General features: G+C 64.2%; 25 protein-coding genes and 1 pseudogene. 14 read left to right on the top strand and 12 right to left on the bottom strand.

Translation table 11 applies throughout. From position 1 onward, the window contains the following. Positions 1 to 80: 80 nt before the first annotated feature. Together AC56QP_RS26720 and AC56QP_RS26715 are read left to right on the top strand one after the other, a co-directional pair. Positions 81 to 560, top strand: a complete 480-nt coding sequence (locus AC56QP_RS26720) for an Lrp/AsnC family transcriptional regulator (RefSeq protein WP_091579282.1) — start codon at positions 81 to 83, stop codon at positions 558 to 560. A 240-nt stretch (positions 561 to 800) separates the two neighbouring features. Continuing rightward, entirely contained in the window at positions 801 to 1,595 is a 795-nt protein-coding gene (locus AC56QP_RS26715; protein ID WP_489862753.1) for a glycosyltransferase family 2 protein, read from the top strand. A gap of 24 nt (positions 1,596 to 1,619) precedes the next feature. On the opposite strand, the gene gmhB is transcribed toward AC56QP_RS26715, so the two are convergent. The 4 genes from gmhB to AC56QP_RS26695 form a co-directional block, all read right to left on the bottom strand. After that, positions 1,620 to 2,270: a D-glycero-beta-D-manno-heptose 1,7-bisphosphate 7-phosphatase gene (gene gmhB / locus AC56QP_RS26710; protein WP_489862754.1), complete on the bottom strand. Its 651-nt coding sequence runs from the start codon at positions 2,268 to 2,270 to the stop codon at positions 1,620 to 1,622. Next, on the bottom strand, positions 2,263 to 2,835 hold the full coding sequence (locus AC56QP_RS26705; RefSeq protein ID WP_489862755.1) for a D-sedoheptulose-7-phosphate isomerase: 573 nt from the start codon (positions 2,833 to 2,835) through the stop codon (positions 2,263 to 2,265). The genes gmhB and AC56QP_RS26705 overlap by 8 nt, the downstream gene beginning before the upstream one ends. A gap of 7 nt (positions 2,836 to 2,842) precedes the next feature. After that, a complete protein-coding gene (gene rfaE1 / locus AC56QP_RS26700) occupies positions 2,843 to 4,336 on the bottom strand; it encodes a D-glycero-beta-D-manno-heptose-7-phosphate kinase (RefSeq protein WP_489862756.1) in 1,494 nt (497 codons plus the stop codon). 122 nt (positions 4,337 to 4,458) lie between these two features. Then, positions 4,459 to 5,091: a LysE family translocator gene (locus tag AC56QP_RS26695; RefSeq protein WP_489862757.1), complete on the bottom strand. Its 633-nt coding sequence runs from the start codon at positions 5,089 to 5,091 to the stop codon at positions 4,459 to 4,461. Positions 5,092 to 5,248: 157 nt separating this feature from the next. Between AC56QP_RS26695 and rfaD the strand changes: the two genes are divergently transcribed. The 3 genes from rfaD to waaC are packed head-to-tail and all read left to right on the top strand — an operon-like array spanning position 5,249 to position 8,165. Beyond that, the gene (rfaD, locus tag AC56QP_RS26690; RefSeq protein ID WP_489862758.1) at positions 5,249 to 6,199 is read left to right on the top strand and encodes an ADP-glyceromanno-heptose 6-epimerase; all 951 of its coding nucleotides are present in this window, start codon (positions 5,249 to 5,251) and stop codon (positions 6,197 to 6,199) included. Continuing rightward, positions 6,172 to 7,179: a lipopolysaccharide heptosyltransferase II gene (waaF, locus tag AC56QP_RS26685; protein ID WP_489862759.1), complete on the top strand. Its 1,008-nt coding sequence runs from the start codon at positions 6,172 to 6,174 to the stop codon at positions 7,177 to 7,179. The genes rfaD and waaF overlap by 28 nt, the downstream gene beginning before the upstream one ends. After that, positions 7,176 to 8,165: a lipopolysaccharide heptosyltransferase I gene (gene waaC, locus AC56QP_RS26680; RefSeq protein ID WP_489862760.1), complete on the top strand. Its 990-nt coding sequence runs from the start codon at positions 7,176 to 7,178 to the stop codon at positions 8,163 to 8,165. The genes waaF and waaC overlap by 4 nt, the downstream gene beginning before the upstream one ends. A gap of 264 nt (positions 8,166 to 8,429) precedes the next feature. Here waaC and greA read toward each other — a convergent pair whose 3' ends face one another. Further along, positions 8,430 to 8,903 (bottom strand): transcription elongation factor GreA, encoded by a 474-nt coding sequence (gene greA, locus AC56QP_RS26675; RefSeq protein ID WP_256754363.1) that lies wholly within the window; start codon positions 8,901 to 8,903, stop codon positions 8,430 to 8,432. A 282-nt stretch (positions 8,904 to 9,185) separates the two neighbouring features. Continuing rightward, complete coding sequence (locus tag AC56QP_RS26670; protein ID WP_489862761.1) at positions 9,186 to 9,728, bottom strand: tetratricopeptide repeat protein; 543 nt, start codon at positions 9,726 to 9,728, stop codon at positions 9,186 to 9,188. A gap of 145 nt (positions 9,729 to 9,873) precedes the next feature. On the opposite strand from AC56QP_RS26670, the pseudogene AC56QP_RS26665 reads away from it, so the two are divergent. The 3 genes and pseudogenes from AC56QP_RS26665 to AC56QP_RS26655 all read left to right on the top strand — a co-directional run bounded on the left by AC56QP_RS26665 (position 9,874) and on the right by AC56QP_RS26655 (position 12,517). After that, a pseudogene (locus AC56QP_RS26665) lies at positions 9,874 to 10,298 on the top strand (DUF3775 domain-containing protein). Between the two features lie 186 nt (positions 10,299 to 10,484). Further along, positions 10,485 to 11,510 (top strand): extensin-like domain-containing protein, encoded by a 1,026-nt coding sequence (locus AC56QP_RS26660; RefSeq protein WP_489863511.1) that lies wholly within the window; start codon positions 10,485 to 10,487, stop codon positions 11,508 to 11,510. 200 nt (positions 11,511 to 11,710) lie between these two features. Then, complete coding sequence (locus AC56QP_RS26655) at positions 11,711 to 12,517, top strand: extensin-like domain-containing protein (RefSeq protein ID WP_489862762.1); 807 nt, start codon at positions 11,711 to 11,713, stop codon at positions 12,515 to 12,517. Positions 12,518 to 12,523: 6 nt separating this feature from the next. Here the strand turns inward: AC56QP_RS26655 and AC56QP_RS26650 are convergent, their stop codons facing one another. After that, complete coding sequence (locus tag AC56QP_RS26650; protein ID WP_489862763.1) at positions 12,524 to 13,234, bottom strand: gamma-glutamylcyclotransferase; 711 nt, start codon at positions 13,232 to 13,234, stop codon at positions 12,524 to 12,526. Between the two features lie 110 nt (positions 13,235 to 13,344). Here AC56QP_RS26650 and AC56QP_RS26645 point away from each other — a divergent pair, with 110 nt between their 5' ends. Next, a complete protein-coding gene (locus tag AC56QP_RS26645; RefSeq protein WP_489862764.1) occupies positions 13,345 to 14,046 on the top strand; it encodes an LssY C-terminal domain-containing protein in 702 nt (233 codons plus the stop codon). A gap of 52 nt (positions 14,047 to 14,098) precedes the next feature. Further along, positions 14,099 to 14,473, top strand: a complete 375-nt coding sequence (locus AC56QP_RS26640; RefSeq protein WP_489862765.1) for a hypothetical protein — start codon at positions 14,099 to 14,101, stop codon at positions 14,471 to 14,473. Positions 14,474 to 14,496: 23 nt separating this feature from the next. Here the strand turns inward: AC56QP_RS26640 and AC56QP_RS26635 are convergent, their stop codons facing one another. Further along, positions 14,497 to 15,519: a zinc-dependent alcohol dehydrogenase family protein gene (locus AC56QP_RS26635; RefSeq protein ID WP_489862766.1), complete on the bottom strand. Its 1,023-nt coding sequence runs from the start codon at positions 15,517 to 15,519 to the stop codon at positions 14,497 to 14,499. Between the two features lie 124 nt (positions 15,520 to 15,643). Between AC56QP_RS26635 and AC56QP_RS26630 the strand changes: the two genes are divergently transcribed. Then, complete coding sequence (locus tag AC56QP_RS26630; protein ID WP_489862767.1) at positions 15,644 to 16,558, top strand: LysR family transcriptional regulator; 915 nt, start codon at positions 15,644 to 15,646, stop codon at positions 16,556 to 16,558. A 73-nt stretch (positions 16,559 to 16,631) separates the two neighbouring features. Continuing rightward, positions 16,632 to 17,942: a hemolysin family protein gene (locus tag AC56QP_RS26625; RefSeq protein ID WP_489862768.1), complete on the top strand. Its 1,311-nt coding sequence runs from the start codon at positions 16,632 to 16,634 to the stop codon at positions 17,940 to 17,942. A gap of 15 nt (positions 17,943 to 17,957) precedes the next feature. On the opposite strand, the gene AC56QP_RS26620 is transcribed toward AC56QP_RS26625, so the two are convergent. Next, positions 17,958 to 18,938 (bottom strand): quinone oxidoreductase family protein, encoded by a 981-nt coding sequence (locus AC56QP_RS26620; RefSeq protein ID WP_489862769.1) that lies wholly within the window; start codon positions 18,936 to 18,938, stop codon positions 17,958 to 17,960. 97 nt (positions 18,939 to 19,035) lie between these two features. Here AC56QP_RS26620 and AC56QP_RS26615 point away from each other — a divergent pair, with 97 nt between their 5' ends. Next, positions 19,036 to 19,437: a winged helix-turn-helix transcriptional regulator gene (locus AC56QP_RS26615; RefSeq protein ID WP_489862770.1), complete on the top strand. Its 402-nt coding sequence runs from the start codon at positions 19,036 to 19,038 to the stop codon at positions 19,435 to 19,437. 94 nt (positions 19,438 to 19,531) lie between these two features. Here AC56QP_RS26615 and AC56QP_RS26610 read toward each other — a convergent pair whose 3' ends face one another. Further along, positions 19,532 to 20,137, bottom strand: a complete 606-nt coding sequence (locus AC56QP_RS26610) for an NADPH-dependent FMN reductase (RefSeq protein ID WP_489862771.1) — start codon at positions 20,135 to 20,137, stop codon at positions 19,532 to 19,534. Between the two features lie 89 nt (positions 20,138 to 20,226). On the opposite strand from AC56QP_RS26610, the gene AC56QP_RS26605 reads away from it, so the two are divergent. After that, positions 20,227 to 20,595 carry a winged helix-turn-helix transcriptional regulator gene (locus AC56QP_RS26605; RefSeq protein ID WP_256754350.1) on the top strand — a complete coding sequence of 123 codons (369 nt, stop codon included), beginning with the start codon at positions 20,227 to 20,229 and terminating at the stop codon, positions 20,593 to 20,595. A 49-nt stretch (positions 20,596 to 20,644) separates the two neighbouring features. On the opposite strand, the gene AC56QP_RS26600 is transcribed toward AC56QP_RS26605, so the two are convergent. Continuing rightward, positions 20,645 to 20,959: a hypothetical protein gene (locus tag AC56QP_RS26600; protein WP_489862772.1), complete on the bottom strand. Its 315-nt coding sequence runs from the start codon at positions 20,957 to 20,959 to the stop codon at positions 20,645 to 20,647. Positions 20,960 to 21,098: 139 nt separating this feature from the next. Beyond that, positions 21,099 to 21,494 (bottom strand): acyl-CoA thioesterase, encoded by a 396-nt coding sequence (locus AC56QP_RS26595; protein ID WP_111542927.1) that lies wholly within the window; start codon positions 21,492 to 21,494, stop codon positions 21,099 to 21,101. Positions 21,495 to 21,618: the final 124 nt, after the last annotated feature.

Genomic DNA, 21,618 nt, shown 5'->3' with positions numbered 1-21,618 from the left:
ATGGAATGGACAGCGAAGTCGTTTAATTACAAAATCACGCAAGATTCTTGCGTGTTGCCCCTGACCTCTCGAGAACCCTCATGCCGCTCAAGGCCGACCTCGACGCCATCGACTGGAAGATCCTGCGCGAGCTCCAGGCCGATGGGCGCATGACCAATGTCGAACTGTCGAGCCGCGTCGGCATTTCGGCGCCGCCCTGCCTGCGCCGCGTCAAGCGACTGGAGGAAACCGGCATCATTCGCGGCTACCGCGCGCTGCTCAACGCGCCGGCGCTCGGCCTCGACGTGGTCGCCTTCTGCCTGGTCGGGCTGCATCATCAGTCCGATGCCGAGTTGCGCACCTTTGCCGAGCGCACGCGCGGCTGGCCGATCGTGCGCGACGCCTGGATGGTGTCGGGCGAATCCGATTTCCTGCTGCATTGCGTGGCAAGCGACCTCGGCGCCTTCCAGACCTTCGTCATCGAGGAACTGACTTCTACCCCGAATGTCGACACGGTGCGCACCGCGCTCACCATCCGCCGGGTCAAGGACGAAGGGCTGGTCTCATTCGAACGGCCTTGAGACTGGTCGAACGCCGGCGCGCGGGCCGGTGAATTCCGGCGTTTCGCCACACCGGCGCCGCGTTGGTATCCGACAGACGCTGATATAGAAGGCTGGATGGCGCTGTCCGGCTTGCCGCCTGATTGGTTTCCTGAAGCAATTTCAGGAAAAGTGTGTAACGGTTTTTCGTCCGGAATTGCGTAGGAACAGGTGGCGCAAGCAGCGTGAATTCCGCGGACAATCCGCCATGGGAAGGGGACCATGACTCGATTTGCAAGCCCGGTCTCGGCGCTTATTATCTGCGTGAACGAGGCCGACATGATCGGCCCATGCCTGGAAAGCATCGACTTCTGCGCCGAGATCATCATCGTCGATTCCGGCTCGACGGACGGCACCATCGAATGCGTGCAGAGCTACATCGCCAAGGGCTACCCGATAAGGCTGCTGCACAATGACTGGCCGGGTTTTCCTCGTCAGAGGCAATTCGCGCTCGACCACGCCACCCAGCCCTGGTGTCTTTCGATCGATCCGGACGAGCGTGTCGACGAGCGTTTGCGGCAGTCAATCATCACCGCGACGCGGACAGCGAGCGACAGCACGGGCGGATGGTACATCCGCCGCCGCGATTGGCTGAAGGGTTACGGCTACGCGCATCGCTGGGTGCTGCACAACAGGCTGCTGCGACTTTTTCGCCGCGAAGGCGCCACCATGGATCTCAACGCGCGGGTGCATGAATCCTTCGGCGTGCCGGGAGAGACCAGCACGATCGAGAGCGGTGTCTTGCTGCATCGACGCGAAATATCGGTCGAGGAGGACCTTGCCCGCGCCAACGCCTACTCCAGCCTCAAGGTCGCAACGCTGGTCGACAGGGGCAAGAAACCGGGCCTTGTACGGCTGGTCTTGTCGCCGCTCGGCAACTTCCTGAAGTTCTATCTGGCCAAGCGCTACTTCCTGTGCGGCCGGCATGGTTTCATCTACTCGATGTCGGTGATGATTTATTCCTATGCCACCGAGGCCAAACTGTATGAAGCCTCGCAAGGCAACGATCCGGCTTGAACCGTCAGGCCGGATCCTGACCGGTCACTCCGGCGCCCGAACGAGCGTTTCGATGGCGGCAAGCAGGCCGCCGAGGTCGCTGCTGTCATGCAACGGCCTGGTGGCGAAGCCGGACTGAACCGCCGCCTCGCCGTCGACCAGCCAGCCTTGCGCAAGGCCGGCGCGCCGCCCTGCCTGCATGTCGGCCAGCTTGTCGCCGACGATCAGGGATCGCCGCAGATCGAGGTCGAGGCGCTTCGCCGCCTCGATCAGCATGCCCGGGTTGGGCTTGCGCATCGGATGGTCGGCAAGGGCGAGCGGTCCAACGCCCGCCTCGTGGTAGGCACAGGCAAGCACCATGTCGACGAACACGCCCTGCTCGCGCAACAGTTCGAGCACGCGGCCGTTCACGTCGGCGAAGACACTCCAGCCGAAATAACCGCGCGCAATGCCGGACTGGTTGGTCACCACGACGACCGGGATGCCGGCCCGGTTGGCGGCTGCGATCGCTGGCACGATATTGTCGCGCAGCACCATCTCGGCCGGATTGCTGGGGTAGTCGGTGTCGACGTTGATGGTGCCGTCGCGGTCGAGGAACAGCGCCGGCGGGCGCCCCGGGAAAACCCGGTCGCCGATCCGCTCGACCCATAAACCGGGCTCGGTCAGCGGGTGCGCCGTCCCCAATCTGTCAGCCATTGCTGAGGCGCGCTTCGACCACCTCGCACAGATGGTGATAGAGGCACAGATGCCCTTGCTGGATGATCGGCGTCGAGGTCGACGGCACGTTGAGCAGGATGTCGCACAGTGGCTTGAGCTTGCCGCCGGTGTCGCCGGTCAGTCCGATCACCGTCATGTCCATCATCCGCGCCTGTTCGGCGGCGGCCAGGATGCTCGGCGAATTGCCGCTGGTAGAGATCGCCAGCAACACGCCGCCCGCCGAGCCATGCGCCTCGACCTGGCGCGAAAACACGGTGTCGAAGCCATAGTCATTGCCCCAGGCGGTCAGCACCGAGGCATTGGCCGGCAGCGCGATGACATTGTAGGCCTTGCGCTCCTTGAGGAAGCGGCCGACCAGTTCGCCGGCGATGTGGATGGCATCGCTGGCCGAGCCGCCATTGCCGCAGATCAGGAAGGCTTTCCCCGACGAAAGAGCCGTCACGACGGCGCTCACCGCCCGCTCCATCTCGCTGGTCAGGTCGCGCTCGACCATGGCGTTGATGGCAGCCGCCGAGCGGACCAGATAATCGTTCAGTTCAGACATGAAAACCTCAGTTCGTGGTGCCGCCGGCGCGCAATTTGCCGATTGTGCCGGTGGTGCTCTTGCCGGCCACGAGATCGACCAGCACGACGCGCCCGCCGGCCTTCTGCACCACATCGGCGCCGACCACGGTGTCGATCGTATAGTCGGCGCCCTTGACCAGTATGTCGGGCAGAAGCGCCTCGATCAGTGCCAGCGGCGTGTCCTCCTCGAACACCACGACCGCATCGACCGAGGCCAGGGCTGCAAGCACACAGGCGCGGTCATGCTGGTCGTTCACCGGCCGCCCCGGCCCTTTGAGCCGTCGCACCGAGGCATCGCTGTTGAGGCCGAGCACCAGCCGGTCGCACTGGCTGCGCGCCGCGTGCAGCAGGCTGACATGGCCGGCATGCAGGATGTCGAAGCAGCCATTGGTGAAGCCGACGCTCAGGCCCTCTTCCTTCCACGCCGCCACCATGCGCGCCGCCGACGTGGCATCGAGGATGGCATCCTTGTGAGCGGTCGGTCCGTGCGAGCGGAACAGCGCGCCGGTGAGTTCCTCGACCGTCAGCCGCGCGGTGCCGCGTTTTCCCACCACGACGCCGCCGGCGGCATTGGCGATCGAGGCCGCGGCGACGGGATCGGCACCCGCCGCCAGCGCCAGCGCGAAGCTCGCGATCACCGTGTCGCCGGCGCCCGAGACATCGAACACTTCACGCGCCTGGGTGGCGATGTGGCGGGCTTCGGTTGGGCCGACCACGCTCATGCCCTTTTCGCTGCGTGTCGCGACGACGAAGTCGAAGCCATGCGCCGAGATCAGCTGGCGTGCGGCGGCCACGATCTCGTCGTCGGCAAATAGCGCATGGCCGACGGCGTCGCCGAGTTCCTTGCGATTGGGGGTGATGGCGGTTGCCCCGGCATAGCGCGCATAGTCGCGGCCTTTCGGGTCGACCAGCACCGGCTTGCCCGCCTCTCGGCAGATGGCGATCAGTTCGCCGGCGACGCCGTCGAGCAGGATGCCCTTGCCGTAGTCGGACAGGATGACGATGTCGGCACGCGTGAGTGCATCCCGGAAATGCCGGATCAGACCTGCCCGCTCCGCTTCGCCGAGCGGCTTGATCTCCTCCTCGTCGAAGCGCAGCACCTGCTGGTTGAGCGCGCTGAACCGGCTCTTCGACGACGTCATGCGGCCGCGCTCCTGCGCCAGGCCCGCCGTGTCGGCGCCAAGCTCGCCAAGCATCCGCATCAGGCTGTCGCCGGCGGTGTCGGTGCCGATCACCGACACCGGAACGGCATGCGCCCCAAGCGAGATGATGTTGGCCACGACATTGCCGGCGCCGCCCATGGCCGAGGTTTCGCCGCGCCCGTGCAGCACGGGGATCGGCGCTTCCGGTGAAATCCGTTCGATCACGCCATTGACGAAACGGTCGAGGATCAGGTCACCGACCACCAGGACGGTGACCTCGCCGAAGCGCGCAATGGCGCGGTGCAAGGGTTCGGGCGAAGGCGGATTGTGCTTGATCATGTCATCTGCAACGCGCTGGAAAACCCGTCTCTGGAATGTTTTGGGTCGGTTGGCGGGACCGGTCGTTTCATGGCGATGCCGATATACCGCAATTCAAGTCGGCGCAACGGCGGCTCGCCGCGTCAGGTCTTCTGCAGGGCGACGTGGACGCCGAGCCCGACCAGCACCGCGCCGCCGGCCCGCTGCATCAGGCGCTGTGCGCGGCTGGAACGCCGCAGCCGGCCGATCACGGCACCCGCCAGGAACACGCAGACGACATCCGCCGAGGAGAACATCAGATTGACGATGGTTCCGAGCACGACGAACTGCAGCCAGACCGGAAACGCCGCCGAGGCATCGATGAACTGCGGCAGGAATGCCATGAAGAAGATCGCTGTCTTGGGGTTGAGCACCTCGACGGTGATGCTCTCGAAAAAGGCGCGGCGGGCCGATTTCCGCTCGATCGCGGGCAGCGCCGCATCGCCCTCAACGCGCTTGCGGAACAAGGAGACGCCGAGCCAGATCAGATAGAGCGCGCCGACCAGCTTGACCGCCATGTAGAGTGGCGGCACGGCGTGGAACAGCACGGACAGCCCGGCGGCTGCCGCGAAGACATGCACATAGCCGCCAAGATGAATGCCGAGTGCCGCCGTCAGCCCGGACCAGCGGCCACGCGCCATCGTCTGCGCGGCGGCATAGAGCATGGCCGGGCCGGGGATGTAGGCGAAGATCGCCGTGGTGGCGAAAAACGCGATGAGCAGTTCGGTCGACGGCATTCCTTGTCCCTCACGATCGGCCGAGCCGGCAGGTCCCGACTGAGCGAAAGCTTTGCGGCGCCACTGTGGCGGTGGCTCCCGCGTTTGCGCCTGCTTTGTCGACAGCCCGGCTGGCGTCCCTTATAAGGACCGGAATCGCAAGCAGCCAGAGGCCTTCATGATCATCGTCACGGGCGGCGCCGGCATGATCGGCTCAAACATCGTCGCCGCGCTCAATGCCGAAGGCCATGACGACATCCTGGTCGTCGACGACCTTACCGACGGCCACAAGATCGCCAATCTCGCTGATCTCAGCATCACCGACTATCTCGACAAGGACGATTTCCTGGCCCGTCTCGAAACCGGCGAACTCGGCCGCATCGAGGCCGTCTTCCACCAGGGCGCCTGCTCGACCACCACCGAATGGAACGGCAAGTTCATGATGGAGGTGAATTACGCCTTCTCGAAGCGGCTGTTGCACGCCTGCCAGGCGTTGCGCGTACCCTTCCTCTACGCCTCCTCCGCTTCCGTCTATGGCGGCGGTTCCGAGTTTCGCGAGGACCCAGCGCTCGAGCGGCCGCTCAATGTCTACGCCTATTCCAAGAAGCTGTTCGACGACTATGTCAGGCGCACCATCTTCGACACCGATCATTCGCAGGTCGCGGGCCTGCGCTACTTCAACGTCTATGGCCCGCGCGAGGCGCACAAAGGCGCCATGGCCTCGGTCGCCTTCCATCTGTTCAACCAGGTCCAACGCGGCGAGAATCCGAAACTGTTCGGCGCCTATGATGGCTTCGGCCCGGGCGAGCAAAGCCGCGACTTCATCCATGTCGGCGATGTCGCCGACGTCAATCTGTGGCTGTGGAAACGCGGCTCGAGCGGCATCTTCAACTGCGGCACCGGCCGCGCCCAGCCCTTCCGCGCCATCGCCGAGACGGTCATCGACACTCTCGGCAAAGGCGAGATCGAGTTCATCGAATTCCCCGACCACCTCAAGGGCAGCTACCAGAGCTTTACGCAAGCTGATATGTCCCGTTTGCGCGCGGCCGGTTACAATGGCCAATTTCGAACAGTGGAAACCGGCGTCAGAGACTATGTCGAATGGCTGAAAGCCCAACGATCCTCGTGATCGGCCCACGCTGGGTGGGCGACATGGTGATGGCGCAGTGCCTGTTCGCGGCGCTGAAAGAGCTTCATCCCAACGCCGCGATCGATGTGCTGGCGCCCGCCTGGGCCGCGCCGCTGGTCAAGCGCATGCCCGAAATACGCCAGCAGATCGACTTCCCGCTGAAGCCCGGCGCGCTCGAATTCACCATTCGCCGCCGCTTCGGCCGCCTGCTGCGCGGCCGCTACGACATGGCCTATGTCCTGCCGGGAAGCTGGAAGTCGGCGCTGATCCCGTTCTTTGCCCGCATTCCTCGCCGTTTCGGCAATTTGCGCGAAATGCGCTACGGCCTGCTGACCGACATCGTGCCGCTGCCCGACAGCGTCAAACGACGCACCGCGCAGGCCTATTTCGGCCTCGCCCAGGGCGGCAGTTTCCGGGCGCCCAGGCTAACCGTGGATGCGAACAACCAGGCCGCCTTGCTCAACCGTTTCGGACTGGCGCCGCAGAAATTCATGGCACTGATGCCTGGTGCCGAGTTCGGCCCGGCCAAGCGCTGGCCGAGCGAAAGCTATGCCGGCCTTGCCCGCGACTTCATGGGCAAGGGCTTCAAGGTCGCGCTGTTCGGCTCGAAAAACGACCGCGACGTGACGGCGGAGATCGCGGCCCTTGCCCCCGGCGTCGTCGACCTCGCCGGCCAGACGCGGCTGGAGGACGCCATCGACCTGATATCGGCGGCAAGGCTGGCGGTGTCCAACGACAGCGGGCTGATGCACGTCGCCGCCGCCGTTGGCACGCCGATCGTTGCCGTCTACGGCTCGACCTCGCCTGAAAACACGCCACCGTTGGCGGAACGGCGCGAACTGGTCTGGCTCGGCCTGCCCTGCTCCCCCTGCCACCAGAAGGTCTGCCCGCTCGGCCATCTCAACTGCCTGAAGACGCTTGAAGTCGGGCAGGTCGCCGCAGCGGCGGAACGCCTGCTGGAACTCCCGGCCGCGGCATGAAGGTCCTGATCGTCAAGACGTCGTCGATGGGCGATGTCATCCACACCTTTCCAGCCGTCGAGGATGCCCGCCTGAACCGGCCGGACGTGTCCTTCGACTGGTGTGTCGAAGAGGCATTCGCCGGCATCGTGTCGCTGCATCCGGCGATCGGCAGGATCCACACGGTCGCCATCAGGCGCTGGCGCAAGGCCTTGTTCAGCGGCGGCACCTGGCGGGAGGCGGCTTTGTTGCGCCGCACCTTGCGCGAATGCCGCTACGACCTGGTCATCGATGCGCAAGGCCTGCTGAAATCGGCGCTGGTAGCAAGGCAGGCGGCCGCACCCATTGCCGGCTTCGACAGGTCAAGCGCCCGTGAACCTTCGGCCGCCTTGTTCTACGACGTCGGCTACGCCGTGCCGCGCGGCCTGCACGCCATCGAGCGCACGCGGCGCCTGTTCGGGCTGGCGCTCGGCTATCAGCCTGATCTGTCGATGCTGGACTCCGGCATTGTACCGCCGGCCGGCGACATCGCCGGCATCAGCGGAAGAACCGCTTTCCTGCTGCACGGCACCAGCCGCGAGGACAAGAAATGGCCGGCCGGCGACTGGATCGAAACCGCCCGCCTGCTGATTGAAAGGGGAATGACCCCGGTCACCACATGGTCGAACGAGCGCGAAAAGGCCGTGGCCGAAGCGATCGCGAAAGCCGTACCGACAACGATCGTGGTGCCGAAATCGCCGCTTGCCGAGATTGCTGGGATCATCGGCCATTCGACGCTGGTGATCGGCGCCGACACCGGCCTCACCCACCTCGCCAGCGCCTTCGGCCTGCCGACGGTTGCGGTGTTCCTGGCGACCGAGCCAGGTCTCACCGGCCCTCGCGGGCAATATGCCTCGACGCTTTTGGCCGCACCCGGTGAACGTTTGACACCAGTGGTAGTGATGGCGGAAGCGGAGAGGTTGCTGAAGTGCGAGGCGCTTGATCAGGCTGATGCCGGCAAGAATTGATTTATCAATCAATTCAATCGGAAAGGCCAGCGCCGCCCCTCATCTGCCTGCCGGCACCTTCTCCCCGTAAAGTGACGGGGAGAAGGGGGCTGAACGCAAAGTCGGCCCCTAGTTTGCAAAGCTGAAAATTGGCGAAATCATCGGTGAACGCGTCCTTCTCCCCGTCATTGTACGGGGAGAAGTGCCCGGCAGGGCGATGAGGGGCGGCGCTATCCCTGGATTGGAATGGCGCAATTCAGGAACGAATCCTGCCCCTTGCAATCCTTAGATGAACTGCACCTGGACGATCTCATAGCCCCTGGCACCGCCAGGCGCATTGACCTCGATGGCATCGCCGACTTCCTTGCCGATGAGCGCCCGCGCGATCGGCGAGGAGATCGAGATGCGGCCTGACTTCACGTCTGCTTCCTGGTCGCCGACAATCCGGTAGGTCTTCTTTTCCTCGGTGTCCTCGTCGACGAGAACCACGGTGGCGCCGAACTTGATCTTGTCGCCGCTGAGCTTGCTGACATCGATCACCTCGGCCCGCGCGATGAAGTCCTCGAGTTCGTTGACACGGCCCTCATTGAGGCTCTGCGCCTCCTTGGCGGCATGGTACTCGGCATTTTCGGACAGGTCGCCATGCGAGCGCGCTTCGGATATCGCCTCGATGATGCGAGGCCGCTCTTCCTGCTGGCGCCAACGCAGTTCTTCCTTCAATGACGCGAACCCCTCGCCTGTCATCGGGACCTTGTTCATGATGCCTGACCTTTCCTGCCGCCACCCCCGCGTTTCGGGGAAAGCCTTGTCGATGGGTACAAAAAGAAAACGGTCCGGCAGCCTCGGGCTAACGGAACCGTTTCACCGCAATTTTCCACAATATAGCAATCTTCGCGGGTTTTTCACGCCAAAAAATGAGTTTTGAAAAAATCGTCCGCTGCTTTCGCAAATGCCGTCACGGCGGATGCGAACCACGGATGGCCGGCAACAAAAATCCGGCCGCGAGCAATCGCGGCCGGATCGAGAGCACCGGGAGCCGAATCAGCTCCTCATGAAATGGTCGATCTGCTCAGCCAGCATGCCGTATTCGCGCGAACCCTTGCCGGTCCGCTTCTCGATCTCCGTCAACTGCTGCCGGGCGCCGGCGAGATCGCCGATCTGCAGATGCGCTTCACCGAGATACTCGCGCACCAGCGTGTAGTTGGGATCGATCCGCAGCGCTTCCTCGTAATAGCCGAGGCCAACGGCAACGCGGCCGGAATGGCGGTGCGAATAGCCGAGATAGTTGAGGATGCGCGGATCCTGCTTGTTGGCGGCGAGGCTGAGCACGGCGATCGCCTCGTCATAGCGGCCGGCCATCGCCAGCGCATGTCCGGCATCATAGATGCTGTCGTCGTCCAGCATGCCTTCCTTGGGCGGCACGCATTTCTGCTTCTTCTTGTCCCAGACTTCCCCCTTTTTGCACTGGGTGGTGGTCTGGTCGCTGCCACCGCTGCTGCCGCTGCCGGCGGCGAATACGGGAACAGCAAGAAACTGCAGGGCGACAATCGCGCTCGCCGCCTGGATGAGCATTCTTTTATGCATCGAAGCCTCCTGGAAGGTGTGACAATGCAACACTAACGCGGGGTGGCTTGCGTTTCATCCCGAAAAAAATGCACCCGGGAGAACACGAGGTGACGGATGCTGCAAATCCGCTATCATCCGGCAAACGACCTGACGGAGAAGACCCGTGCAGCAACGGCTTGAAAAGGACTGGGAGCTTTCGATCGGCCCTGACACCGTGCGCCTGTTCATCCTCAAGGCCAAGGCGCTCAGCGCCGGCGTCAACGAAGACTACGCCGATGGTGCCGAACACGAGGTCGAACTCGATGGCGAGGCACATGCCAACCATCACCATACGGCCTTGCCGAGGAAAGTTCGGAAAACCTCACCGAGGAAGAGTTGCGCGAGCTGATCAACGACCTCAATGTCGATGAAGCAGCCGAGCTCGTCGCGCTCGCCTGGGTTGGTCGCGGCGACTATGACGCCTCCGAATGGACCGACGCCCTGGCAGCGGCGCGTGAGCGCGCCAACAAGCGCACGGCGAAATACCTGCTTGGCATGCCGCTGCTTGCCGACTGGCTGGAGGAAGGGCTGGAAGCGATCGGCGCGTAACGGCGCGGTTACCGTTCGTGATGGGGTGCAGGCAACCTCCGGGCGTTGGCGCCGTTGACGGCGATGGCGTCGCTTGTCTTTTCCCGAATATTCAGGATTGCACTGGTCGTGGCCGTCACGGCCCTGCTGGTCGTGCCGGCCGACGCCAGACATCGTCACAGGCATCACAAGCCACTGACACCGCGGGTGGAACAGCCGCTGACAACGCGCGTCGACCAGCCCCTGAAACCACGGGGCCGGCACTCGCTGAAACCGCGGCGGAGCCAGCAGGTCACGCCGAACCAGATACAGCAGAAAACACAGGAACCGGTGGCATCGCCCGCCGCTGTTCCCGTGCCCGAACCGCGCCCGGCGGATGCTGCAAAGGCCGATTCATCAACCCAGGATGTGCAGAAGACGGACGCTCCCAAGACCGCCGGCGCGCCGGACCTGCCCAATGGAGAAAAGTCCGGTCAAAAAAAGCAGGCGCTTCCCGAACCGACGGCCGATAGCGAAGGTGAGCCAGGGCCGCCAGCCATCGCACCGACGCCCACGCCGAAGCCGGCCATTGCCGAGCCTGAGGGTGCGCCGCCGGCCGTCGCCCCGCAGCCGCCACAAAAGCCGGCGGATGCGGGCGACAAGAAGATGCTCCCCGACCCGCGCTCGGCCGATCTGCCCGACGAGAAGATGCCGCAGGAGGAAATCGCCTGCCGGGAGCGGCTGAAGACGCTCGGCGTCGAGTTCGAGGAGCACAAGGCGGAAAGCAACCCTGAAATCGGCTGCTCGATCCCCTATCCTCTGGTGCTGAAGACACTCGGCAAGTCGATTGCCATCGCGCCCGGCACCGAGCTCAATTGCCCGATGGCCGAGGCGGCGGCGCGCTTTGCCGCTGATGTCATCCAACCGGCGGCGAAAGCCGAATTCGGTGCCGATCTGAAATCGATCGGCCAGGCATCGGCCTTTGTTTGCCGGCCGCGCAATGGCACCAGAAAACCGTCGGAGCATGCTTTTGGCAACGCGCTCGACATCGCCAGCTTCACGCTTTCGGATGGCAAGAAGATCGAAGTCGGTCCGGCACCGCCCGAGCAGGAAGGCAAATTCCTCAACGCCGTGCGCAAGGCTGCATGCGGTCCCTTCAAGACCGTGCTGGGGCCGGGCGCCGACGCCGATCATTCCCTGCATTTCCATCTCGATCTCGAGCCGCGCCGCCATGGCGGCACGTTCTGCCAGTGAACATGGTTGGCGCAAACCGCGTGCCGCATTTCTGCCGCAGGCGTGAACGCGGCCGCAGAGCTTTCCTTTACCCTTGATCGTTAAAATGCCGGACATCTGAACCATGATCCCGAAAAGCGGGAACCGGTTTTCGCAAAAGACCATGGTCAGGCAAAAGGCAGAACCTGATCGGGATCAGGTTCGGGGATAGGATTCCGCCAATGGCCGGCAAATTTCGCGCCGTGTTTTCCGCCGCCGCGCGCCAATCGAAACCTGCGGCGATGGTGGCCGCCGGCCTTGCGCTCGCGGCCGTTTCGGCCTGCAACACCGGCAGCGTGCTGTCGCTGCAGCCGGCCGTCGACGTCGGCTCCCAGACCGCTGCCGTGCCGCAATACACTGGCATGCAGAAGCTTGTTCCTTCCAATCCCTACATGACCCAGGCCGCCTATCCGCGCATGGATGAGCCGATGTCGCCGGTCGAGCAGATGCCGGCCAGCGAAATCGACTGCCGCCAGCAATTGAAGCGCCTCGACGTCGCCTACACCGACCTCGCGCCGATCCACGAAGGCCAGTGCGGCATCGACTTTCCCGTTAAGGTCTCCGCCATCGGCAACATCCAGATGAAGCCCGCAGCCACCTTGACCTGCGACATGGCCGCCACCTTCGCCGGCTGGACGAGGAACGAACTGGTTCCCTCGGCCCGCTGGCGCTATTTCTCCGGCGTCAGAACCATCCACCAGGGCTCCAGCTACTCCTGCCGCAACATCGCCGGCGAAGGCGTGCTGTCGGAGCACGGCAAGGGCAACGCGCTCGACGTCATGAGCATCGAACTCAACAATGGCGACGACATCGACGTGCGCAAGCCCGGCCTGTTTGCCTTCCGCACCCGTGGCTTCCTCAACAATGTACGCGCCGACGGCTGCCAGTATTTCACCACGGTGCTTGGCCCCGGCTACAACTACGACCACCGCAACCATTTCCATTTCGACATCAAGAACCGCAAGAACGGTTATCGCGCCTGCAGGTAGGAAAGATCAGGCGTCACCAGTGGACGCGATGATTTGCCGTGCCACCAGATCCTGGATGCGCCAGAGATTCCTGTCGCGGATACCGCTTTCCTCCAGCTTGCTGACGGTCCGAAACAGATACTGCGCCGAGGAGCCCCAGTGTCCGGCGGCTCGCGCCAGCGTGTCCGCAACCTGCTCCAACGGCAACCGCCCGGCATAGGCGTTGCCGCCCGGCGCGGCGACGAAAGTCAAAGCACGTAGCGGCCCCTCCTTGGTCTTGACCTTGATCCAGCACGGCACGTTGGTTGGCGGGTTGGCATCGATCTCGCGGCGCATCAGCCGGCCGAGTTGCCCAAAATGGTCTTCCGCCGGCAGACGGTAAACGATGCCGTTGCAGCTGCCGCCGCGATCGAGCGCCAGCATCAGAGCCGGCAAATCGCGGGTTCCCCGCCAGCGTGTCAGCTTCAGGCAGAATGAGCGGTGCCATCCTGGCGCCGTAGCCGGGCGCTGCTCGACTGGCACGAATTCGGGATTCCAGATCAGTGAGCCATAGGCAAAGACCCACAGCGCTTCAGGCCGGTGTTCCGACAGGAGTTGCTCGACAAGGCTGTCGAACTCCGCGTCGGTATGTTCGGCTGTCCCAGGCTCGGGACCGGGATCCGGTTCGATACGCTCGACCCTCGCGACAAGATCGGCGGTCAAGGCCATCGATCCCAGGTCTGTCGGCTTCCGCTTCATTCCTGCCCCCATGCAAAAACGATGGCAGACGATAGACCGGCTGGACATCCCTGGCCATTGATTTCCAAGGCCGGTCAGGCAACAGATACCGCACGGATCGAGCCTCCTTCATGAGCCAACGAAGCCTTTGGCGACGCGTTACAATCTGGGTGGCGGCCTTGCTCACCGCCTATCTGGCGCTCGCCTATTTCGCCGTGCCGGAATTCTGGACATTCCGGGATCGCGGCTTTCGCAGCCAGCGCTTCGAGATGGTGACGCACACGCCGCAGGGCATTCCCTGCGACCCGATCAATGTCGGCCTTGTCGGCACCCAGAAGGAGGTCGTCCATGCCTTGGCCGTCGCCGGCTGGGACACCGCCGATGCCGTGACCTTGAAGACCGCGATCGATATCGGCGAAAGCGTGCTGTTCTCTCGCCCCTATCCCGACGCGCCGGTCAGCCGCCTGCTGTTCGAGGGCCGCGCCCAGGATCTCGCCTTCGAAAAGCCGGTCGGCGACAGTGCCGACCGGCGTCATCATGTCCGCTTCTGGGAGACCAGCGCGACCGGCGACGACGGCCGGCCGCTGTGGCTGGGCTCGGCCAGCTTCGATCGCGGCGTTGGGCTGAGCCACGACACCGGCGCCATCACCCATCACATCGGCCCCGACATCGACGCCGAACGCGATTTCCTGATGCATGACCTGGATGCCGCCGGCGAACTGATCTCGACCAGCGACATGGACGGCATCGGCGCCACCAAGACCGGCCGCAACGGCGGCGGCGATCCCTATTTCACCGATGGCAAGGCCGTGGTCGGCGTGCTCAAACAGTAGCTTAGCCGTGCCGCGCATACTGCGACGTCAAGCGGTTTCGAAGGGGGTTCAGATGTTCGACGCGCAAAGCGTGGTGGATAGCTACTGCAAGGCATGGTTCGCCCCGGAGCCCGAAGAGCGCCGGCGGCTGCTGTTCACGTCATTCGAAGCTGAAGGCACCTACATCGATCCGAAGGTGCACGTTTCTGGAGCCGAGGCGCTGCTCCGTCACATCGATCAGGTCGTGAAAACCCGTCCGGGCTTCTGGCTCGAACGGACGACCCTGGTCGATATTCATCACGACTTCCTGCGTTTTGGATGGGTGCAGAGAGGCGAAAATGGATTTCGTGGCGCCGACAGCATGGACATCTGCCGCATTTCCAAGGAGGGAAAGCTGTCGCTGGTCGTGGGCTTTTTCGGGCCCTTCAGAGCAATGCCAGACCCCTGACGGTCCCCTCACCGCCGCCGTCTTCAAGACATGGCGATCACGATCTTGCCGAATGGCCCTTTCTCCAGATGTTGGAAGGCCTGGGGCACTTCATCGAAGCCAAAGACCTTGTCGATGACCGGCCTGATCGCCAGCGCCTCGATCGCCAGGTTCATCCGCTCGAAGGCGCGGCGATGGCCGACCGACAGACCCTGCACGACGATGCGGTTGCGCATGAAGGGCAGGATCGGAAAGCTGAGTTCCATCGCGCCCAGCAGGCCGATGATCGACAGCCGGCCGTCGGCGGCGAGCGCGTTGAGCGATCGCCGCGCATTGTCGCCGCCAACCATTTCCAGCACGTGATTCACACCCATCCCATTCGTCAGCTCACGCGCCGCCTCGTCCCATGCCGGCTGCGTGCGGTAGTTGATCACCTGCCAGGCGCCAAGTTTTTTTGCCCGCTCGAGCTTCTCGTCGCTGCTCGAGGTGACGATGGCGCGCAGACCGAAGGCTTTGGCGAACTGCAGCGCGAACAGCGACACACCACCCGTGCCCTGGATGAGGATGGTCTGGCCCGGCACCGGTTTGGTCGCCTCGGCCATCGCAAACCAGGCGGTCAGCGCCGCGATCGGCAGCGTGGCGGCCTCGATATCGCTGAGCGACGGCGGCGCCGGCACCGCGGCGTCCTCGCCGAAGACAACAAAGTCCGAGAGCATGCCCGACAGCGAGGACCCAAGCGTGTGCTTGTGCAGCACAGGCGGCGCGTCGCCATCCGGCCAGTCGGCGATCACCTGGCCAAGCACACGCTGCCCGCGCCGGAAGCGGCTGACCGCACTGCCGGTGGCCACCACCTCGCCGACCGCATCCGATGTCGGGACGAAGGGGAAGGCGAGGTCGGGGATCAGCGTGCCTTCGACGATCATCTTGTCCTTGTAGTTCAGCGACACGGCCTTCGTCCGCACCAGAAGTTCGTGTGGCCCGGGCTCGGCGATCTTGCCCTTCACCTGGCCCAGCCTGGACAGGCCGAAGCCGCTCATCTGCCAGGATCTGTTGATGTCAGTGTTCATCTCGTTCCGCGCTCCGTTAATGGCCACGCGAGACATTTATGCCTTTCGGCTATGGAAAATAGGGCGTCTATGCCGCATAATTGGCGACTGATTGCGGACCAAAAGTCGACAATAAGGAACCAACGTGGAAACCGCTGACCTGCAAGGCATCGTCGCATTCGTCCACGTGGTGGAGGCCGGCAGCTTCACCAGCGCTGGCGAACGGCTGCGTGTGACGAAATCGGCGGTCGGCAAGTCGATCGCGCAGCTTGAGCAGCGGCTCGGCGTTCGCTTGCTCAACCGCACCACCCGCAGCCTCAGCCCGACCAGCGAAGGCCTCGGTTACTATGAAGCCTGCGTCAGGGCGCTGGCCGAAATCGAAGCCGCGCAGTCGCTGCTCGCCTCGCGCCGGCAGGTTCCGGCCGGCCGCCTGCGGGTGGATGTGCCGCTGGCTTTCGGCCGCCGCTGCGTCGCACCTGTGCTGTTCGAGATTTCCATGAAATTCCCGGACCTGACGATGGAGATCTCCTTCAACGACCGGCGCGTCGACCTGATCGAGGAAGGCATCGACCTGGCAATCCGCATGGGCGATCTCGACGACAGCCTGTCGCTCGCGGCCAGACGCATCTATGCCCAGCGCTCGGCCATCTGCGCGGCTCCCGCCTATCTCGACAGGCATGGCAGGCCGCGATCGGTCAAGGACCTCGCCGATCACAGCGTCATCGGCTATGGCCGCGAGGGCGTCGTCCGCCCCTGGCTCATCAGGCATGCCGATGGCCATCTCGCGACATTCGTCCCCAAGGCGCGGCTTGTCCTCGGCCATGGCGAGCCGATGCTCGATGCCGCGCTTGCCGGCTGCGGCATCGCCTTTCTGCCGACCTGGCTGGCCGCAGAAAACCTCAAGCGCGGCGACCTCGAAATGGTGCTGTCGGACTGTCTGGTCGAAAACATCGTCGTGCACGCCGTCTGGCCGGTGACGCGCGCACTCACGCCAAAAGTCCGGGTTGTCGTGGACGCCCTGGTTGAACACTTTTCGGCGCCATCCTGGGATAGCGCCTGAAAGACACTCGTCATCTTCTAAAAATCATGGCGGACTATTTTCGAAAACCGCGCCGCAATGCTATTGAGCCCTCATGCTATACGTCGAAATTGCTATCGTGGTCGTCCTCATCTGCGTGAACGGCCTTTTGTCGATGTCCGAACTCGCTATCGTTTCATCGCGCCCGGCCCGGCTCAAGGCGATGATCGACCGTGGCGTCAACGGCGCCGGCCGGGCCCTTGAGCTTGGCTCCAATCCCGGCAAGTTCCTGTCCTCGGTGCAGATCGGCATCACCCTGGTCGGCGTCCTCTCCGGCGCGTTTTCCGGCGCCACGCTTGGTGACCGGCTGGCGCAGTACCTGGCCTCGACCGGCATCCGCGAGACCATCGCCGATCCGATCGGCGTCGGCATCGTCGTTGCCATCATCACCTATTTCTCGCTGATCGTCGGCGAACTGGTGCCCAAGCAGATCGCGCTGCGCGATCCCGAGCGCGTCGCCGCACGCGCTGCCCCGGCCATGACCATCCTTGCCACCGTTTCGGCGCCGCTGGTCTTCCTGCTCGACTTCTCCGGCCGCGCCATCCTGTGGCTGCTTGGCCAGCGCGGTGAAAGCGAGGAGAAGGTGACCGACGAGGAGATCAAGATGCTGGTCGCCGAGGCCGAACACCACGGCACCATCGAATCCGACGAACGGCGCATGATCGCTGGTGTCATGCGGCTTGGCGACCGCGCCGTGCGGGCGGTGATGACGCCGCGCACCGAGGTCGACTGGATCAACTTGCAATCCGACGAAAGCACCATCCGCAAGCTTTTGATGGAAACCCAGCATTCGCGCCTGCCTGCCGGCGACGGCGGCGTCGATGTCATGGTCGGCGTCGTCCAGACGCGCGACGTGCTGGCCGCGCTGCTGGCCGGCCGCGCCCTCGACCCGCGCAGGCATGTGCGCGCGGCCCCCATAGTCTACGACCAGGCAGACGCGCTGGACGTGCTGCAGAAGCTCAAGGAATCCGACGTGCCGATGGCGCTCGTGCATGACGAATACGGCCATTTCGAAGGCATCGTCACCCCGGCCGACATTCTCGAGGCCATCACCGGCGTCTTCCGGGCGGACACCGATGCCGGCGACGAGGAGAACGCCGTCAAGCGCGAGGACGGCTCATGGCTGCTCGCTGGCTACATGCAGGCCGACGAGATGGCCGACGTGCTCGGCATCGACCTGCCGGAAAACCGCGACTACGAGACCGTCGCCGGCTATGTGCTGTCGCACATGCACCACCTGCCGGCGACCGGCGAATGCGTCGATGCGCAGGGCTGGCGCTTCGAGGTGGTCGACCTCGACGGCCGCCGCATCGACAAGCTGATCGCCACCCGCCTGCCCAGCGCCCATCGCGAGGCGGTGCGGTAGAAAACCGCCTCAAGCTCAGGGCATCAGCACGACCTTCCCCGTCGAGCGCCGCTCCTCCAGCAGCCGATGCGCCTCGCCGGCCTGGTCAAGCGGGAAGCGGCCGCCGATCGCGACCTGCAGCCGGCCGCTCGCCGCCAACTGGAACAACTCGGTCAGGCTGGCCCTCAGCACGGCGGGAGACAACAGCGGCAGCAGCGCGAAACCTCTGAGCGACTGGTTGCGGCCGATCATCGCCTCCACATCGGAAGCCGCGAGCGCATAGCGCCCGAGCGCCGCGAACATCAGTTCCCCACTAGGCGCCAGCGCCTGCAGCGACGCTGCCGTCAGCGCGCCGCCAACCGTATCGTAGATGATGTCGGCGCCCTCGCCGCCCGTGGCGTCGCGGACCCGGGCGGGCCAATCCGGCTTGATATAGTCGACGGCGGCATCGGCTCCGCGCGACAGCGCGAGATCGAGCTTGGCCTTGCCGCCGGCGGCCGCGATCACCTGGCTGGCGCCCCTTAGCCTCGCAAGCTGAAGCAGCAACGATCCGACGCCACCCGCGGCCGCCGGCACCAACACCGACTTGCCGTCCGGCGGACTTTGGCGGAGCAGATGAAGGGCCGTCAGCCCTTGCACCATCAAGGCCGTCGCCTCCTCGAACGAAAGCGCGTCCGGCAGCGGCACGACGAGATCGGCTGACATCGTCACCTGCTCCGCACAGCCGCTGTGGGGACGTTGCGACACGAACAAAGGCGCGCCGACACGGGTCCCCAGCAGCGTCGCATCCACCCCTTGCCCGACCGCCTCCACCACGCCCGCCGCCTCGACACCGGGAATCATCGGCAATTGCGGCGTCACCGCGTAGCGATTCGCCCGCATCAGCACTTCGAAGAAATTGATCCCGGCGGCTTGGACACGGATCAGCACTTCGCCGGCCTGCGGTACCGGCGCCGGCAGGTCGACCACCTCCAGCACGTCTGGACCGCCGAAGCGGCTGAGTTGAATGGCTTTCATGGCAAACTCCGATCGCTATGGCATCGGCGGCGGTTTGCCACTATCTGCGAGACCTCGACTACACACTCATTTGTCCCCTGCTGACCGGGAGGTGACCATGGCCGCACCCATCAAGAGACTGCCCCTGCTGCCGGCTGAGCGAGCGCTGAAAGTGATCGCGGGACGCTGGAAGGCGGTCATTCTCTACCATCTGTTCGATGGTCCCCGGCGGCTGTCGGCGCTGAAGGCGCTGATGCCCGGCATCACCCAGAAAGTGCTGATCCAGCAGCTTCGGGAAATGGAGGAGCACGGCCTCGTCAGCCGCGAGATCTTTGCCGAAGTGCCCTCGCGCGTCGAATATTCGGCGACGCACCTCGGCCTCAGCCTCGAGCCGATCCTGCTGGCGCTCTGCCAGTGGGGCCAGCATCACGCCGATGAGTTGAACGAGATGGACCGCCTCGCCGACTGCATCATCCGGCCGAGGCAGGCGCAGCACGACGCCATGGCTTCCCACAATTGAAAAAAGAGCGGCGCAAGCGCCACTCCGGCCGGAATTGAAAAAGGGCGGCGCAAGCGCCGCCCCAGATCCTTGGGAGGATAATTCGAACCGGCGGTCAGGCCGCCTTGACTTCCTCGGCGACGGCGTCGGCCTGACGCGCGGCCTTGAGCACCTTGGCCCACCAGGCAACGTCGTTGACCAGGGCCGTGGCGGCCTGGTTCAGATGCTCGAGATCCTCGAGCTTCTTCTCGCCCTGACGGACGGCGAGGAAATCGCCCCAGGCGATATGGACGGCCGACTTGACCGGCGCCATCTGCAATTCGACCGCATGAAGGCGGAGCTGCTCGACGGCACGTGCGCCACCGACGCTGCCATAGCCGACGAAGCCGGCCGACTTCTTGTTCCACTCATTGGCGGCGTAATCGATGGCGTTCTTCAGCACGGCCGTTGGGCCGTGATTGTACTCGGCGGCGGTGAAGATGAAGCCGTCAAACTCGGCGACCTTCTTCTGCCAGCGCTTGGCCACTTCGTTCTGCGACGGCGCCCAGGCGGAGGATGCGACCTCGTCGAAGAACGGCAGCGGGAAGTCGCGCAGGTCGACGATCTCGACGTCGATGTCGGCATGCGACTTGGCGATCTTGGCGATCCACTGGGTCGGCACGTCGGCGAAGCGCGCGGCGCGCGTCGAACCGACAATGATGGCGATCTTGGGTTTTGACATGGGGGCTCTCCTTGCAAGTAAAGCTGGTATCGTTTGGATACCGGCGCTATATGAGATACTGTCAACTCGAGGCGCAAGGAGGCACTTTTTTGTTACTGAGGAACCCGCACAACACCGAGGACTGCCGCGCCGTCTCGGAAATCCTGCAGCGCGTCGGCGACAAATGGACCGTTCTGGTGGTCGGAAAGCTGGGCGACGGGCCGCTGCGCTTCAATGAATTGCGCGCGGCCGTCGGCGGCATTTCGCAGAAGATGCTGACCACCACCTTGCGCGGGCTGGAGCGCGACGGCTTCGTCACCCGCACCGTGTTCCCGACCATTCCGCCGCGCGTCGATTACGAGCTGACCGAACTCGGCCATGAATTGCTGATCCCGGTCAGCGCGCTTGGCGAATGGGCGCGCAAGAACACCACCCGCGTCAAGGCGGCGCGCGAGAAATTCGACGGCATGCATGCCTGAAACCCTTGCATGGCAAGGGTTTCAGCGCGCCACGTAGCGCGGACGGGTCTTACGGCTGCACCTGCACCAAGGCCCACGGACGGCTTTCGGTCCGCTTCGACTTCGGGACCCGATCGACCACCTTGCCGTCAATGGTGCAGGTCGCCCGTCCAACGCAATTGCTCACGCTCACCGCACAGGTGTCGTACGTCGCGGCAACGCAGTTTTCGCATCTGTCCGCTTGCTGCGGGAAGGCGTGATTTGCGGAGGCGCAACCGGCCTCGGCATCGTCTTGTTTGACCTCGGTGTAGGCGGTTGCGGCCAGCAGGCAGAACAAGCCAGCAAGCGCGCCCGCCAATGCACCGTTCAGCAATCGTTGACGCATTGTCTTCCCTCCCGGCCCGTTCGGACACGATCACGGAAGTTTGCCAACGCGAATATGAAAAGCACCACACAGCAACGCTGTTCGCATTCCCTTGCGGGTGAAACAGGGCCTGCTGTTTGATTTAAGCCGACTGCATCAGTCAGCCTTCCGCCGGAACGGCCTTTGGCTTGCCTTCGCCATCCAGCGCCACCATGACGAAATCGGCATGGGTGACCTTCTCCATCAGGTCGGAGAGGTAGCGCTGCGCCCAGGCCTCGACCTTGAGCGTCATCGAGGTGCGGCCGACGCGCTCGACATGGGTGTAGATGCAGAGCGTGTCGCCGATCTTCATCGGCTTGGCGAACGACATTTCCTTCACCGCCGCGGTCACCACGCGGCCCTTGGCGCGTTCGGCGGCGCGGATGCCACAGGCAAGATCCATCTGCGCCATCACCCAACCGCCGAAGATATCGCCCGCCGCATTGGCGTCGGAAGGCATGGCCAGTGTCCGCAGCGTGAGATCGCCGAGCGGCCGGCCGTCCGCGTAATGCACCATGGGGAAATCCTTCGACATAAACTGCCCTCGATCCCGTACCGTCACGGTGCCCACAGGTCAACGCGCCGCGCCAGGAACCGGATCGCAATGTCGGTTCCGTCGTGGGGTTTCCGAAACACGCCCC

This window comes from Mesorhizobium sp. RCAM 05104 (genome assembly GCF_059683645.1).
The sequence above is the reverse complement of the archived record's forward strand: the minus strand, read 5'-3'. Positions and strand labels throughout refer to the sequence as shown.